We start from the raw sequence: 13,629 nt of genomic DNA on the forward strand, positions 1-13,629 counted from the left end.
CGTACCGGCCGGCCCGGACATATTGCGATAATCGATCCCATGATCGAAGCGCGGCGGCTCCACATCCTCCGTGCGGTGGCCGACCACCGCACCGTGACGGCGGCTGCCGCCGCGCTGTACCTCACCCCGTCCGCCGTCTCCCAGCAGCTCGCCGCCCTGGAGCAGGAGACGGGCCACCGGCTGGTCGAGCGCAGCGCCAAGGGCGTACGGCTGACCCCGGCCGGCGAGATCCTGCTCAGCCACACCAACGCCGTCCTGGCCCAACTGGAACGGGCCGAGGCGGAACTCGCCGCGTACAGCTCGGGCGCGGCCGGCACGGTCACGGTCGCGGCGTTCGCGACGGGCATCGCGCAGGTCGTAGCACCCGCGGTGACCCGTCTCGCGCGACTGGCGCCCGGCATCCGCATCCGCGTCCAGGACGCCGAGGGCGACGCCAGCCTGCCGATGGTGCTCGACCGGCAGGTCGACGTCGCCGTCGCCGTCGAGTACCGCGGGGCCCCGACCGCCGACGACCCGCGCCTCACCCATGTCCCGCTGTACGCCGAGCCCTTCGACGCGGTCGTCCCGGTCGCCCACCGCCTGGCCGACGCCCCCGAGGTCCCGCTCGCGGAGCTGGCCAAGGACCCCTGGATCGGCCCATACCCCGGCAACCCCTGCCACGAGGTGGTCGTCCTGGCCTGCGAGAACGCCGGCTTCCAGCCCCGTCTGGAACACTCCTCCGACGACTTCCGCGCCGTCGTGGCCCTCGCGTCGGCCGACGCGGGCGTCGCCCTCGTACCCCGCTCGGCGCTGCGCGGCATGGACCTGACGGGAGTGGTCGTCCGGCCGGTCGACGGGGTGGCCCCGACCCGCCGCGTCTTCGCGGCCGTACGACGGGGAGCGGAGGAGCACCCACTGATCCGCCCGGTGCTGGACGCACTGGGCGAGGCGGCCCGGACGTGACCTGCTCGACGTCCGGCTCGATGCCCGGCCGGCCGAGCTACGGGCCGAACGCGGCCGGTCCCCGCCGCACGCCGGGCTGCGCGCCGAACTCGTCGAGGGGCGCCTGCGGGCGGGCGCCGACACCGCCCACGACCGACCGCCCGCCCGTACCCGGTCTGGAACAGCACATCTGGGTCCTGGAAGGCGCGCTCGACGTGACGGCCCAGGACGTCGAACACCACAAGCACGTCGCCGTCGGATGACTGTCAGTGGCAGCCGCTACGGTGCGGAGCATGCCGGACGCCGAAGATGTACGCCGTATCGCCCTGTCCCTGCCGGACACCACGGAGAAGATCGCCTGGAGCATGCCCACCTTCCGGGTCGCGGGGAAGATGTTCGCCACGCTGCCCGAGGAGGAGACCTCCCTCGCCGTGCGCTGCCCCAAGGAGGAGCGCGACGAACTGGTGCTCGCCGAGCCCGGGAAGTTCTGGATCGCCGACCACGAGGCTCACTTCGCGTGGGTGCGCGCCCGGCTGGCCGCCCTGGACGACGAGGACGAACTGCGCGACATCCTCACCGACTCCTGGCGGCAGGCAGCCTCGCCGCGCCTGCTGGAGGCGTACCCGGACCTGGGCGCGGCCACGGGGGACTGAGGGCGCCACGGCGGCCGGGGCGCGCTAAACGGGTGCGCGACCATCGACCCGAGTGCGGTATTGTTTCCATGCACGTTCGGCCACGGGAAACCCCAGGTCAGACAGGCAACGGGACGTGGCGCAGCTTGGTAGCGCACTTGACTGGGGGTCAAGGGGTCGCAGGTTCAAATCCTGTCGTCCCGACTGGAGACAGTCGCAGGTCAGGGCCGGGTTCGGAGGTATTCGAACCCGGCCCTTGCTCATTTTTGGGGACCGGTTGGGGACCGGCGTGCTTGACCGGGGTCAGTGGGTCACGACGATCTCGGGGGCGCACCGGGTGACCGAAAACAGGCTCCCCTTCGTCCGGGACACCGCCTTCCGCGAGGACGCCTCCACGATCCGCACCGGGCACGGCCCGGAGAACACGGCCACCCTGCGCAGCTTCGCCGTCGACCGACTTCGCACCGCGGGCCACACCGGCATCGCCGCAGGACTCCGCACCACAGCCCTCCGCCCCCTACGACCGCAACCCCTGGGCCCATCGGCCTCAACTGACCCGAAGACTGACCCGAAACGATCCACGATCAGGCGACTCTGCCATCGCCCCGACGGCGGCGAAGGCGCGAAACACTGCCTTCGAGTGCTCTCCGAGCTCAAGGAAGAGGCGGCCGAACACGTCGCCGGACAGGCGTGCGAGGAAGCGGGTCGGCATGCCCAGCGGGCCAGGGCCACCGCCGTGTTGGCGGGTCCGCCGCCCGGCAGCACCCGCAGGGCGAGTTCGTTCCGGGTACTTGCGGGTTCGGTGAACGCGTCGGCGACGCACTCTGCCAGGACGGTGATCTGACGCGGGGCATGGGCTGCTCCTCCCTTGGAGCGCGCTGGCAAAACGGGCACGTTACGGACAGTCGCTGAACGGTTTCGGGCGAGAGACGGCTGCGGGTGTTGCCGATGCGTGACGAGTGCAAGGCATTGACGTTGCCAGGGATCGAGTCCATCATCCTCGCCAAGCGGTGTCAACGATGACATAAGTCAACGATGACACCTCGGGACGGTATGCCCCCCATACCGGCCGCTCGCCCGCAATCCCGCAGGAGTTGTTCATGTCACGCATCTCTCGTCCGCCCTCCTCCCTGCTCAGAGCCACTGCCTGCACGGGTGTCGCAGCCCTCGCCCTGACCGCCCGTGGATCCGGATCAGGATCGGGCGCCGCGAGCACCGGATCGGGCGGCGTCAAGGTCGGTCTGATCACCAAGACCGACACCAACCCGTTCTTCGTGAAGACGAAGGGCTACGGGCGTCATTTCGATACGCGGCCCGGCGGGACCGGGACAAGATCGCCAAAGCGCTCAAGCCCGTCTGCACCGCGCCGACCGAGGACGCGGCCACGACACGGTTCCTGGAATTCGCCGAGACCTGGGCCAAGAAGTACCCGGCGAACGTCCGCCTCCGGGGGTCCAGTTGGCCCGACCGGGCAGCTCGTACAGCCGTTTCCGAACGAATGACTTCCGATCTGTTTGTCCTTCTCCTGTTGCCTGCGCTTCCTCCTGTTTCCTGCACTTCCGCCTGTCTCGTCTCTACCGCCTTTTACGCTCCCGCCGATCCGGCTCTGCCCGAGGAAGGCCGCCACATGGAATTCGCCTATTCCGCGCAACAGATCGAACTCAAGCGCCGGGCCAGGGACCTGGTGAAGAAACTGATGGCCTACGAGGACGAGTGCGAACGCGACGGCGGGCTTTCGCCGGGCAGCCGCGTGGAGATCAGGCGTATCGTCCTGGACAGCGGTTTCCCCGCCATGAACACCCCCGTCGCCTGGGGTGGCGCGGGGCTGAACTGGATACAGCAGGTCGTGGTGGAGGAGGAGTTCGGGCGCCTCACGAACGGGCTGTGGGCCGCCGTGTGGAGGCCGACCGCTGCCGCTGTGACACGCTGCACCCCCGAGCAGCGTGAACGGTATCTCCTCCCCGAGATCCGCGGCGAGCGATTCGGGGCCAGGGCGATCACGGAGCCGGAGGCGGGTTCCGACCCGCGGCGCATCGCCACGACCGCGGTGCGCACCGACCGCGGCTACCGCATCAGCGGCGAGAAGTGGTTCGTCACCCTCGGAGACATCGCCGACTACTTCCTCTTACTCGCGATGGTCCCACCGGACAACACGCCGACGATGTTCCTGGTGGACCGTGACAGGCCGGGCGTGGAACTGACTGATACCCCGCGCTACACCCACAACTTCGCCTACGAGCATCCGAACTTCACCTTCACGGATGTCGAGGTCGGCCCCGACGCCGTGCTGGGAGCGGTGGGCGAGGGTTTCCTGCTGACCCAGGAGACGTTCTTCGAGGAGCGGATCCTGGTGGCAGCGCACGCGGTCGGCGCCGCCGACAGAGCACTCGGCCATGCCGTGGACTGGGCCCGTACGCGCAACCAGGGCGGCGACCGCGTCATCAGGCACCAGCTGATCCAGGGCATGCTGGCCGACTCGGCCATCGACATCGCGGTGAACCGTACGTTCGTGCACCAGCTGGCCTGGGAGATCGACCGTGGCGGCGACGCCAAGACGCTCAATGCCAAGGTCGCCATGGCGAAGATCTCGGCGACGGAGGCGGCGGGCCGGGTGGCGGACCGTGCGGTCCAGATCTTCGGCGGCCGCGGATACCTGCGCAGCAATCCGGTGGAGCGGATCTACCGCGACGTGCGAGTCGACCGGATCTGGATGGGAACATCGGAGATCCAACGGATCATGGTGGCCAACGAGATCGACAAGCGCGGCCTGTCCGGCCTGATCCACTTCTCAGGCTCGGCGGAGGCCGACCGATGAGCCCGGAGCCGGTGCCTGCCTCCCTGGCTCGCACGGCACACGAGATCCTGGATGTCTACCACGCCGTGACCTATCTGGCCCCCGAGGCGCAGGAGTCCTTCCGTGCCCTGGGACTGGTCCGGCCCTGGAGTGGTTACTTCGCGGGCCGGGCGGCACCGCTCGGCCCGGTGGGCGCGCCACTGGTGAGTGCCCTTTTCTACCACTTCAAGCCGTCCATGGTCGCCGCCGAGATCCCGCTGGTCTGGCGGACGGCGGCGCCGGACCAGGTGCTCGGCGCGCGGTTGAAGGGGGTGGACGCCGGCCTGCGGAAGCTGCTGGGCGACGCGGTCGGCAGCGCGGAACTGGCCGAGGCGGCGGGGCTGGCCGAGGCGGCGGCAGCGGCATGCGCACCCCCGGGTCGCCCGCTCGGCGCGGCGAACGCCGCCCTGCCCCTTCCGGAGGCTCCCCATGTGGCGCTGTGGCAGGTCCTGACGACGATCAGGGAGTTCCGGGGCGACGGTCACGTCGTGGCGCTCGCCCAGGCCGGGTTCGACGGTGTCGAGGCGCTGGTCACGATCACCGCGGCCGGCGGGGAGCGACGCCGGAGCATCCAGGCACGCAGGGGGTGGACCGACGAGGAGTGGGCCGCGGCCGAACGACGGCTCGCCGAACGGGGACTGCTGGAACCGGACGGCACTCTCACCGCGGTCGGCCGGCTCGCCCGCCAGAACGTGGAGGACATCACCGACCGGCTCGCGCTGCCCGTGTGGCAGCGGCTCGGTGAGGAAGGAACCCGCAGGCTGGTGCGGCTGGTCCGGCCGGCGGTCGAACGGATCGTCACGGGGCTCGGGCTTCCCGTACGGCTGCCGGCGACCACGAGCACCGGGTCATGAGCCGGGCAGCCGGCGGCCGGCCGGAGCACGGGATCCGGTTACCCGCCGAACCGGGCGGCTCTGCGGACGAGCCGGCCGGGTACCGGGCACCGCCCGGGCGGCCCGACCCGGCGACGCCGGACGGACACCCGGCACGATCCGCCCCGGAGGGGACCGGCCCCGTCGTATCACCCGCTCGCGGCATCCCCCGCACACTGGCCGAGATCGCCGACCGTATCGCCCTGCGGGAGCTGGTGGACACCTACGCCCACGCCGTCGACCACCGTCTGCCGGACCTCTTCTCGACGCTCTTCCACCCGGGCGGCCGGCTGATCGTCCCGCACCCGGCCGGCGGCTCCCGGCCGCCGATCGTCCTCGAGGGGCACCACGGCTGGGAGCACGCGTTCGCCGCCGTGGCACCGTTCGCGGTGACCAGCCACTTCGTGGGCAATCACCTCGTGCGGCTGGAGGGCGACAGTGCCACAGCCCGGACGTCCTGCCTCGTCCACGAGATCTACCGTCCCGCCACGGGTGCCGCGCGCATGCAGCTCCGGCTGATCAGCTACGCGGACACCTGCGTGCGCCACGAGGGCCGCTGGTTGTTCCGCACCCGCGCCCTGCATGTCGACTGGCACGACGACCGGGCCCTCGGGGCACCCCGCAACCCTTTCCGGGAGACGGGGACCGGCGTCCGGTCCGGAAAGGAGCGACAGCGGTGACGACCATCGCACCGGCACCGGCCTTCTCAGGAGAGTCCCTGGTGAGGGCCGTTCAGGACCGGCTCAGGGAACCACTGCACATCGTGCGGGACCGAACGGCGCGAACCGTCGGCGTCGCCCCCGACGACCGTTCGGGATCCGGACGGCCCGCTCTCGCCACCACCCTGGAGCTCCTGGGATCCCTGCCTCCCAGCTACCCGGAATGGCTCGGTGACCGGAGTTTCGGCACCGCCCACGGCGTGCGCTTCCCCTATGTCGCGGGGGAAATGGCGAACGCCATCGCCACCACCGACATGGTGGTGGCGATGTCCGAGGCGGGAATGCTCGGTTTCTTCGGGGCCGGCGGCCTCGGCCACCGGCGGGTCGAAGCCGCCGTGGACGAGCTGTGCCGACGGCTCGCGCAGCAGCGCAACTGGGGGGTCAACCTCATCCACTCGCCGAGCGAACCGGCTCTGGAGGAGCGGGTGGCCGCCATGCTGGTCGCCCGGCACGTTCCCATCGTCTCGGCCTCGGCCTTCATGGCGCTCACGCCCGCCGTCGTCCACTGCTCCGCCGGCGGGCTCAGCACGGACCGCTCCGGCAGGGTCGTCCGGCGTACCCGCCTGTTCGCCAAGGTGTCCCGCCCGGAGGTGGCGGAGCAGTTCATGTCCCCGGCCCCGGCGGAGCTCCTCGACGTCCTGGTGACGGACGGGCGGCTGACCCGCGAGGAGGCGCGGCTGGCGGCCCGGATCCCGGTCGCCGAGGATGTGACGGCCGAGGCCGACAGCGGCGGCCACACCGACAACCGGCCGCTGAACGTCCTGCTGCCCGTGCTCCTGGACCTCAGCAGCACGCTGGCCGTGCGGTTCGGCTGCCCGCCCGTGCGGGTGGGCGCGGCCGGCGGACTCGGCACTCCCCAGGCGGTCGCGGCGGCGTTCGCGGCGGGCGCGGCGTACGTCGTCACGGGCACGGTCAACCAGGTCGCCGTCGAGTCCGGACTGTCGGCCGAGGCGAAGGAGCTCCTGTCGGCGGCGGACATCGCCGATGTGTGCATGGCGCCCGCCTCGGACATGTTCGAAGCCGGCGTCAAGGTGCAGGTACTGCGGAGGGGCACGCTCTTCGCCGGTCGCGCCGGCCGGCTGTACGAGGCGTACCAGGCGTACGACTCGCTGGAGGAGATCCCCGCCGCTCTGCGTTCGCGGTTCGAACGGGACATCCTGCGCCAGACCTTCGAGGAGGCCTGGGCCGCCACCCGCTCCTACTGGCTCGACCGGGACGCGGCCGAAGTCTCCCGCGCGGAACGCGACCCACGCCATCGAATGGCGCTGGTCTTCCGCTCCTACCTCGGCCTGTCCAGCCAGTGGGCGATCAGCGGAGAGCCGTCCCGCCGAGCCGACTACCAGATCTGGTGCGGCCCGGCGATGGGCTCCTTCAACCGCTGGGTGCGCGACACGTTCCTGGACCCACCGGGACACCCCTCGGTGGTGCAGATCGCACGGAACCTGCTGGAGGGGGCGGCGGTCGTCACACGCGCACAGCACCTTCGAACCCTGGGGGTACCGGTTCCCCCGGCCGCCTTCGCCTTCCGGCCGCGTCCTCTGCGCTGAGCGGCCCGGCAGGAACGTCCACCACTGGACTCGCCAGTCCGAGGAGAACCATGGAGAGCACACGCCCACAGATACCGCCCATCGCCGTGGTCGGCGTCGGCGCGCTCACTCCCGGAGCCGCTGACGCGCCCGGCTTCTGGCGGACCGTTCTGTCCGGCCGGGACGTGATCACCGACGTACCCGAGAGCCACTGGTCGCTGAAGGACTACTACGATCCGGACCCCGACGCACCGGACCGCACCTACGGGCGGCGCGGGTCGTTCCTCGACCCCGTGAACTTCGACCCGACCGCCTTCGGCATCCCGCCGTCCGCCATGCCGGCGACCGACACCGCTCAGTTACTCGCTCTGGCCGTGGCCCAGCAGGTACTGGAGGATGCCGGAGCGAACAGCTCCCAGCCGCTCGACCGCGAGCGGGTCAGCGTGATCATCGGGGCCGCGGCCCTGGAACTGCTGCACACCATGAGCAACCGGATGCAGCGACCGGTGTGGCTGCGAGCGCTGCGGTCGGGGGAGATCCCGGAGGCTCAGGCCCAGGCGCTGTGCGACCGGATCGCCGCCCAGTACGTGCCCTGGCAGGAGGCCACCTTCCCCGGGCTGCTCAGCAATGTGGTGGCCGGGCGGATCGCCAACCGCTTCGATCTGCACGGCACGAACTACACCACGGACGCGGCGTGCGCGGGGTCACTGGCGGCGGTGTCCGGCGCGATCAACGAACTGTGCATGGGCACGGCGGACCTCGTGCTGACCGGCGGCGTGGACACCCTGAACGACATCGTCATGTACATGTGCTTCAGCAAGACCCCCGCGCTGTCGAAGACGGGTGACTGCCGTCCCTTCTCCGAGGCGGCGGACGGCACCATGCTGGGCGAAGCCCTGGTCATGTTCGCGCTCAAACGGCTGGCGGACGCCGAACGCGACGGCGACCGCGTGTACGCCGTGATCCGGGGCATCGGCACATCCTCCGACGGCCGGGGGCAGGCCATCTACGCACCGGTGCCCGAGGGCCAGGCACGGGCACTGCGCCGGGCGTACGAGACCGCCGGGTACGGGCCCGACACGGTGGAGCTGGTCGAGGCACACGGAACCGGCACGCCGGCGGGGGACGCCGCCGAGTTCGCCGCCCTGCGCACGGTGTTCGACGAGTCGGGCCGCAGCGACCGCCAGTGGTGCGCGCTGGGGTCGGTCAAGTCCCAGGTCGGCCACACCAAGTCGGCGGCGGGAGCGGTGGGCCTGCTGAAGGCGGTGTTCGCGCTTCAGCACAAGATCCTGCCGCCCACCATCAAGGTCGACCGGCCCAACCCCGCGCTGGACCTGACGGGGAGCGCCCTCTATCTCAACACCCGCGCCCGCCCCTGGATTCGGGGCGACCACCACGCCCGGCGCGCCTCGGTGTCCAGCTTCGGGTTCGGGGGGACCAACTTCCACCTCACCCTGGAGGAGTACGTGCCCACTCCCGGGGCGAGCAGCACGCAGGCCGGGTTGATCCGAACCGCCCCCACCGAGCTGGTGCTGCTGGGCGCCGAGACGCCGCAGGCCCTGGCCGAGGCGGCTCGCCGGCTCGCCGCGGACGACCAGCCGTTCGCCGAGAAGGCCAAAAACTCCCAGCTCTGCTTCTCGCCCGCGGACCCGGTCAGGGCCTGCCTGGTCGCCGGGGACGATGCCGACCTCGGTGAGCAGCTGAGGCGGCTGGCGGAACTCGCCCGCACCGCCCCCGACACTCCCGCCCGTCTTCCCTCAGGGCTGTGCTTCGACCCGCGCCCCGCCGCCCCGGGCAGGACGGCGTTGCTCTTCACCGGGCAGGGCAGCCAGTACGTGGGCATGGGAGCCGACCTGGCGATGCACCTGCCGCAGGCCCGTGCCGCCTGGGACCGCGCCGCCACGATCGACGTCGGCGACCGGCCCTTGCACCGGGTCGTCTTTCCCGAGCCGGCCTTCGACGAGGAACAGCGGGCCGCGCAACAGGCGCTGCTCACCCGGACCGAATGGGCCCAGCCCGCCCTGGCGGTGCAGAGTCTGGCTCAGCTCGGCGTGCTGCGCACGCTGGGCATCCGGCCGGACTGCTTGGCGGGCCACAGCTTCGGAGAGCTGGTCGCGCTGCACGCCGCCTCGGCTCTGGACGAGAGGGCACTGATACGTCTCGCCCGGTGCCGAGGCGAGCTGATGGACGAGGCCGCCGCCACGAGCGGCGCGATGCTGGCCGTCGGAGGCCCGGCCGCCCGGGACGCGGCACAACTCGTCGAGGGATACGAGGGCCGGGTGTGGGTGGCCAACCGCAACAGCCCCCGGCAGGTCGTGCTGTCGGGGGAGGCCGGTGCCCTCGCCGAACTGGAGGCGAACCTCGCCGCGCGCGGTGTGGCGGTGCGGCGTCTGCAGGCGTCCGGTGCCTTCCACACACCGCTCCTGGAGGGGGCACGGGACCCGTTCGCCCGCTTCCTCGACGAACTCGACGTCGCGGCGCCCGTCGTCGAGGTGTACGGCAACGCCGACGGCGCCGTGTACCCGGCCGATGCCGAGGCCGTACGCAAACGGCTCGCCGACCATCTGCTCTCGCCGGTCCTCTTCGCCGACGAGGTGGAGGCGATGTACGAGGCGGGAGTCCGGACCTTCGTCGAGGTCGGTGCCGGCTCGGCACTGGGCCGCATGGTCGGTGACATCCTCGGCGAACGCCCCCACACCGCGGTGAGCGTCGACCACAAGGACCGGCACGGAGTGACCGCGCTGCAGCAGGCCCTGGGGCGACTCGCGGTCGCGGGCGTGCCGATGGACCTGGAGGCGCTGTGGCGGCCGTACGCGCAGCCGACGGCGGACCGGCCACGGCCCGCGCCCCGGATGAGCTTTCCGCTGTCGGGGGCGAACCACGGAGCGCCGGACCCGGAGGCGGCCGTCGCCGCGATACCGATGCCGGACCGGGAACGTCCGTCGCGGCAGGAGCTCGCCCGGCAGCCGGAGGAGGGAAGGGTGCCCGTTCACACGGCGGCCACGGTGTCCGCCGGAGCAGTGGCGGCTGCGGAGTCGGCGGCACCCCACCCGCCGATGCCCGGCGACACCGCCGCCGCCTCGGCCACGGCGGCGCCCGCCGGTACGTGGCTACACGCTTTCGAGGAGGCCCAGCGGCAAGCGGCCGACGCCCATACCGAATTCCAGCGGCTCACCGCCGACGCGCACCACGCCTACCTGCAGAGCGCGGAGCGCGCACTGAGCAGCCTGATGGGAACGGCGGCACCCGGCCTCCTCGCGGACCCACCGACGGTCCGGCCGCTCCCGGCCGGGTCGCCCTCCGCTGCCTCCGCTGTCTTGGCCGCAGTGCCGTCTCCGCCGCCGGCCCCGGCCCTCGCCCCGGATCCGGAGGACGTCCCCGCCACGCGACCGCCGGACGACGTACCTGCGACGGCCGACGCCGCCACCGTCCTGTACGAAGTCATCGCCGAACGCACGGGCTACCCCCCGGACATGCTCGAACCCCACATGGAACTCGAAGCCGACCTGGGCATCGACTCCATCAAACGCGTCGAGATCCTCTCACTCCTGCGCCGCCGCATACCCGACGCACCGGACGTCCCCACCGAAGAACTCGCACGACTGCGCACCCTCGGCCAGATCACGGAACGCTTCCGAACGTCCGTCACCACCACCCCGGCCACCACTCCCACCACTCCCACCACCGACACGGCCGAGGCCGGAAGGAGGGGTCCTGCGGCACCGGTTCGCACGCCCCTCCTGTCCCGTTCCGTGACCGAGCCGGTGCCGGCTCCGGCTCCCGGGCTGGAGCTGCCCGGCCTGCGGACGCACTCGTTCGCCGTGGTGGACGACGGGTCCGGTGTCGCCGGTCCGCTGGTGGAGGAGCTGGGCAGGCTCGGAGTCGGCGCCACCGTCACAGCGTCGCCCCGCACCCCGGCCGGCTCGGCGCCGTACGGACTGATTCTGCTCGGCGGACTGCGGCCGGTCGGCTCGGTGGGGGAAGCGGTCGAGGTGAACCGGCGTGCGTTCCGCGTGGTCCGGGACGCCGCTTCGGCACTCGCCGCGCCAGGCGTGCTGGTGGTGGTCCAGGACACCGGGGGCGACTTCGGTCTCCGCGGCGCGGCCGGCGACCGGGCATGGCTGGGCGGACTCGGCGCGCTCGCCCGAACGGCCTCGAAGGAGTGGCCGGACACCGTGGTCAAGGCCGTGGACTGCGAGCGCGGCACGCGCGACGCGCGCGAACTGGCCGGTGCGCTCGCCCGCGAACTGACGTACGGCGGCTCGGGCGCGGACGTGGGACTGCGTGCGGACGGCAGCCGCTGGGTGCTGCGGGAGACACCTCGGGAGGCCGAGGCTCCCCAGGCGCCCCCACCGGCCCCGCAGGGGGACACGGGCCCGTCCGTGATCGTCGCCACGGGTGGAGCGCGTGGTGTGACCGCCGCCGCGATGGTCGCCCTGGCCCAGGGCCGGCAGTCGGCGTTCGTCCTTCTGGGCCGTACCGAACTCACCGAGGAACCCGAGGAGTTGAGGACGGCCCCGGACGAGAGGGAACTGAAGCGGCGGCTCGCCGCCCGGCCGCCGCGGCCGGGCGGCGCACGCCCAGGACCGGCCGCGATCGGAGCGGAAGCCATGCGCGTGCTGTCCGTCCGGGAGATACGTGCCACCGTCGCCGCCGTGGAGGCCGCGGGCTCCACCGTCCGCTACGTGCCCGTCGACATCCGGGACGTGTCAGCCGTCTCCGGGGCGCTGGAGCGGGTACGGGCGGAACTCGGGCCCGTCACCGGGCTGGTGCACGCCGCGGGCGTGCTCGCCGACGCCCGGCTGGCGGACAAGACGGACGACGAGTTCGACACCGTCTTCGGCACGAAGGTGGAGGGGCTGCACGCGCTGCTCACCGCGACCGCCGACGACCCGCTGGACCTGGTGTGCGTCTTCTCCTCGGTCGCCGGACGCTTCGGGAACGCCGGGCAGAGCGACTACGCCATGGCGAACGAGACGATCGCGCAGGTGGCCTCCACCGTCGCCACGCGGCGGCCCGGCTGTGTGGTCCGCTCACTCGCCTGGGGTCCCTGGGACGGCGGCATGGTCGGATCCGGCCTGAGGGAGCATTTCCTCGCCTCGGGAGTAGAGCTGATTCCGCTGGAAGCGGGGGCCGCCGCCTTCGTCCGGGAACTCGACGCCGGTCCGGGCCCGGTGCGCGTCACCCTGGTGGCCGGGAACCGGCCTGACGTCCTGGGCTCCGCACGGTCGGAAGCGCTGGGCACGGTGCGGATCGCCGCCGACACTCATCCCTTCCTCGCCGATCACTCGGTCGCCGGTGATGCTCCCCTGCTCCCGATGGCGCTCGCCCTGGAGTGGTTCGCCACAGCGGTGCGCGGACAGGCGCCCGATGGCGGACCGGTGGTACTGCGCGACGTCGAGGTCGTGTACGGGGTCCGTCTGCCGGACTTCCACGGCACCGGGCACGAGGTCACGGTGCATGCCACGCGCGGTGCCGCGGCGCCCACGGCGCTTCGCCTGACGTTGGAGAGCTACGCCTCGACGCGGTACCGAGCGGTCGTCGACACCGCCTTCGGGACCTGGGCGGGCAGCGGACCGGACGGCGGACCCACCCCTGTGGGTGAGACCGGGCCGGCCCGCACCGACGGGACACGGGACTGGAGCCTTCCGGCCGGTGGACACCCTCGTGCCCACGTCTACGGAGACGGTGTGCTGTTCCACGGCCCGGCCTTCCATTCCCTGGAGGAGGTGTCCGCGGTCGGTGCCGACGGGGCGGAGGCCAGGGTGCGCGGAGTGCGCGCACTCGGCTGGGCGTCAGCCCGCGGCTGGCACACGGATCCGGCAGCCGTCGACGCCGGGCTGCAACTGGCTCTCCTGTGGGCCGAGGAGGCGCTGGGCGCCGCGTTCCTGCCCATGGGTGTCTCAGAGGTGCGCGTGCACGCCCACGGGCCCCTGGACCGAACGGCCCGCTGCGTGCTGCTCGCCCGGGAGACCGATCCGCTCCGTCCGGTGTGCGACCTGGCACTGCTCGACGGTGACGGGGCACCGCTGGTGGAGCTGTTCGGGGTGAGCCTGGTGCGCCGCCCGGACCAGGCCGCCACGGAGCGGATCGTGGTGCTGACCGCCGAAGACAGGGGATGAGCGT

Annotated in this window: 7 protein-coding genes, 1 tRNA gene and 3 pseudogenes; 10 read left to right on the forward strand and 1 reads right to left on the reverse strand. The window is 72.1% G+C overall.

Annotation, left to right across the window (positions count from 1 at the left end; genetic code table 11):
- Nucleotides 1-39 precede the first annotated feature (39 nt).
- The 4 genes and pseudogenes from OG352_RS35925 (at nt 40) to OG352_RS35940 (ending at nt 1,757) form a co-directional block, all read left to right on the forward strand.
- Nucleotides 40-942 carry a LysR family transcriptional regulator gene (locus OG352_RS35925; RefSeq protein ID WP_329222648.1) on the forward strand — a complete coding sequence of 301 codons (903 nt, stop codon included), beginning with the start codon at nt 40-42 and terminating at the stop codon, nt 940-942.
- 49 nt (nt 943-991) lie between these two features.
- Nucleotides 992-1,163, forward strand: a pseudogene (locus tag OG352_RS35930) (transcriptional regulator); the annotation flags it as partial.
- A 51-nt stretch (nt 1,164-1,214) separates the two neighbouring features.
- Entirely contained in the window at nt 1,215-1,574 is a 360-nt protein-coding gene (locus OG352_RS35935; RefSeq protein WP_329222650.1) for an MmcQ/YjbR family DNA-binding protein, read from the forward strand.
- A 109-nt stretch (nt 1,575-1,683) separates the two neighbouring features.
- Nucleotides 1,684-1,757, forward strand: a tRNA-Pro gene (locus OG352_RS35940).
- A 454-nt stretch (nt 1,758-2,211) separates the two neighbouring features.
- On the opposite strand, the pseudogene OG352_RS40145 reads toward OG352_RS35940, so the two are convergent.
- Nucleotides 2,212-2,438, reverse strand: a pseudogene (locus OG352_RS40145) (hypothetical protein); the annotation flags it as partial.
- A gap of 215 nt (nt 2,439-2,653) precedes the next feature.
- Between OG352_RS40145 and OG352_RS35950 the strand changes: the two are divergent.
- From OG352_RS35950 to OG352_RS35975, 6 genes and pseudogenes are all read left to right on the forward strand, one after another.
- Nucleotides 2,654-2,839 (forward strand): annotated as a pseudogene (locus OG352_RS35950) (sugar ABC transporter substrate-binding protein); the annotation flags it as partial.
- A 341-nt stretch (nt 2,840-3,180) separates the two neighbouring features.
- Nucleotides 3,181-4,368 carry an acyl-CoA dehydrogenase family protein gene (locus OG352_RS35955; protein ID WP_329222652.1) on the forward strand — a complete coding sequence of 396 codons (1,188 nt, stop codon included), beginning with the start codon at nt 3,181-3,183 and terminating at the stop codon, nt 4,366-4,368.
- Nucleotides 4,365-5,240 carry an SCO6745 family protein gene (locus tag OG352_RS35960; RefSeq protein ID WP_329222653.1) on the forward strand — a complete coding sequence of 292 codons (876 nt, stop codon included), beginning with the start codon at nt 4,365-4,367 and terminating at the stop codon, nt 5,238-5,240. Before OG352_RS35955 ends, OG352_RS35960 begins: the two co-directional genes overlap by 4 nt.
- Nucleotides 5,237-5,938: a nuclear transport factor 2 family protein gene (locus OG352_RS35965; protein WP_329222655.1), complete on the forward strand. Its 702-nt coding sequence runs from the start codon at nt 5,237-5,239 to the stop codon at nt 5,936-5,938. Before OG352_RS35960 ends, OG352_RS35965 begins: the two co-directional genes overlap by 4 nt.
- The gene (locus OG352_RS35970) at nt 5,935-7,524 is read left to right on the forward strand and encodes a PfaD family polyunsaturated fatty acid/polyketide biosynthesis protein (RefSeq protein ID WP_329222656.1); all 1,590 of its coding nucleotides are present in this window, start codon (nt 5,935-5,937) and stop codon (nt 7,522-7,524) included. Before OG352_RS35965 ends, OG352_RS35970 begins: the two co-directional genes overlap by 4 nt.
- Nucleotides 7,525-7,574: 50 nt before the next feature.
- A complete protein-coding gene (locus OG352_RS35975) occupies nt 7,575-13,625 on the forward strand; it encodes an SDR family NAD(P)-dependent oxidoreductase (protein ID WP_329222657.1) in 6,051 nt (2,016 codons plus the stop codon).
- The last annotated feature ends 4 nt before the right edge of the window (nt 13,626-13,629 follow it).

This window comes from Streptomyces sp. NBC_01485, assembly GCF_036227125.1.
In the GTDB taxonomy this organism is placed as follows: domain Bacteria; phylum Actinomycetota; class Actinomycetes; order Streptomycetales; family Streptomycetaceae; genus Streptomyces.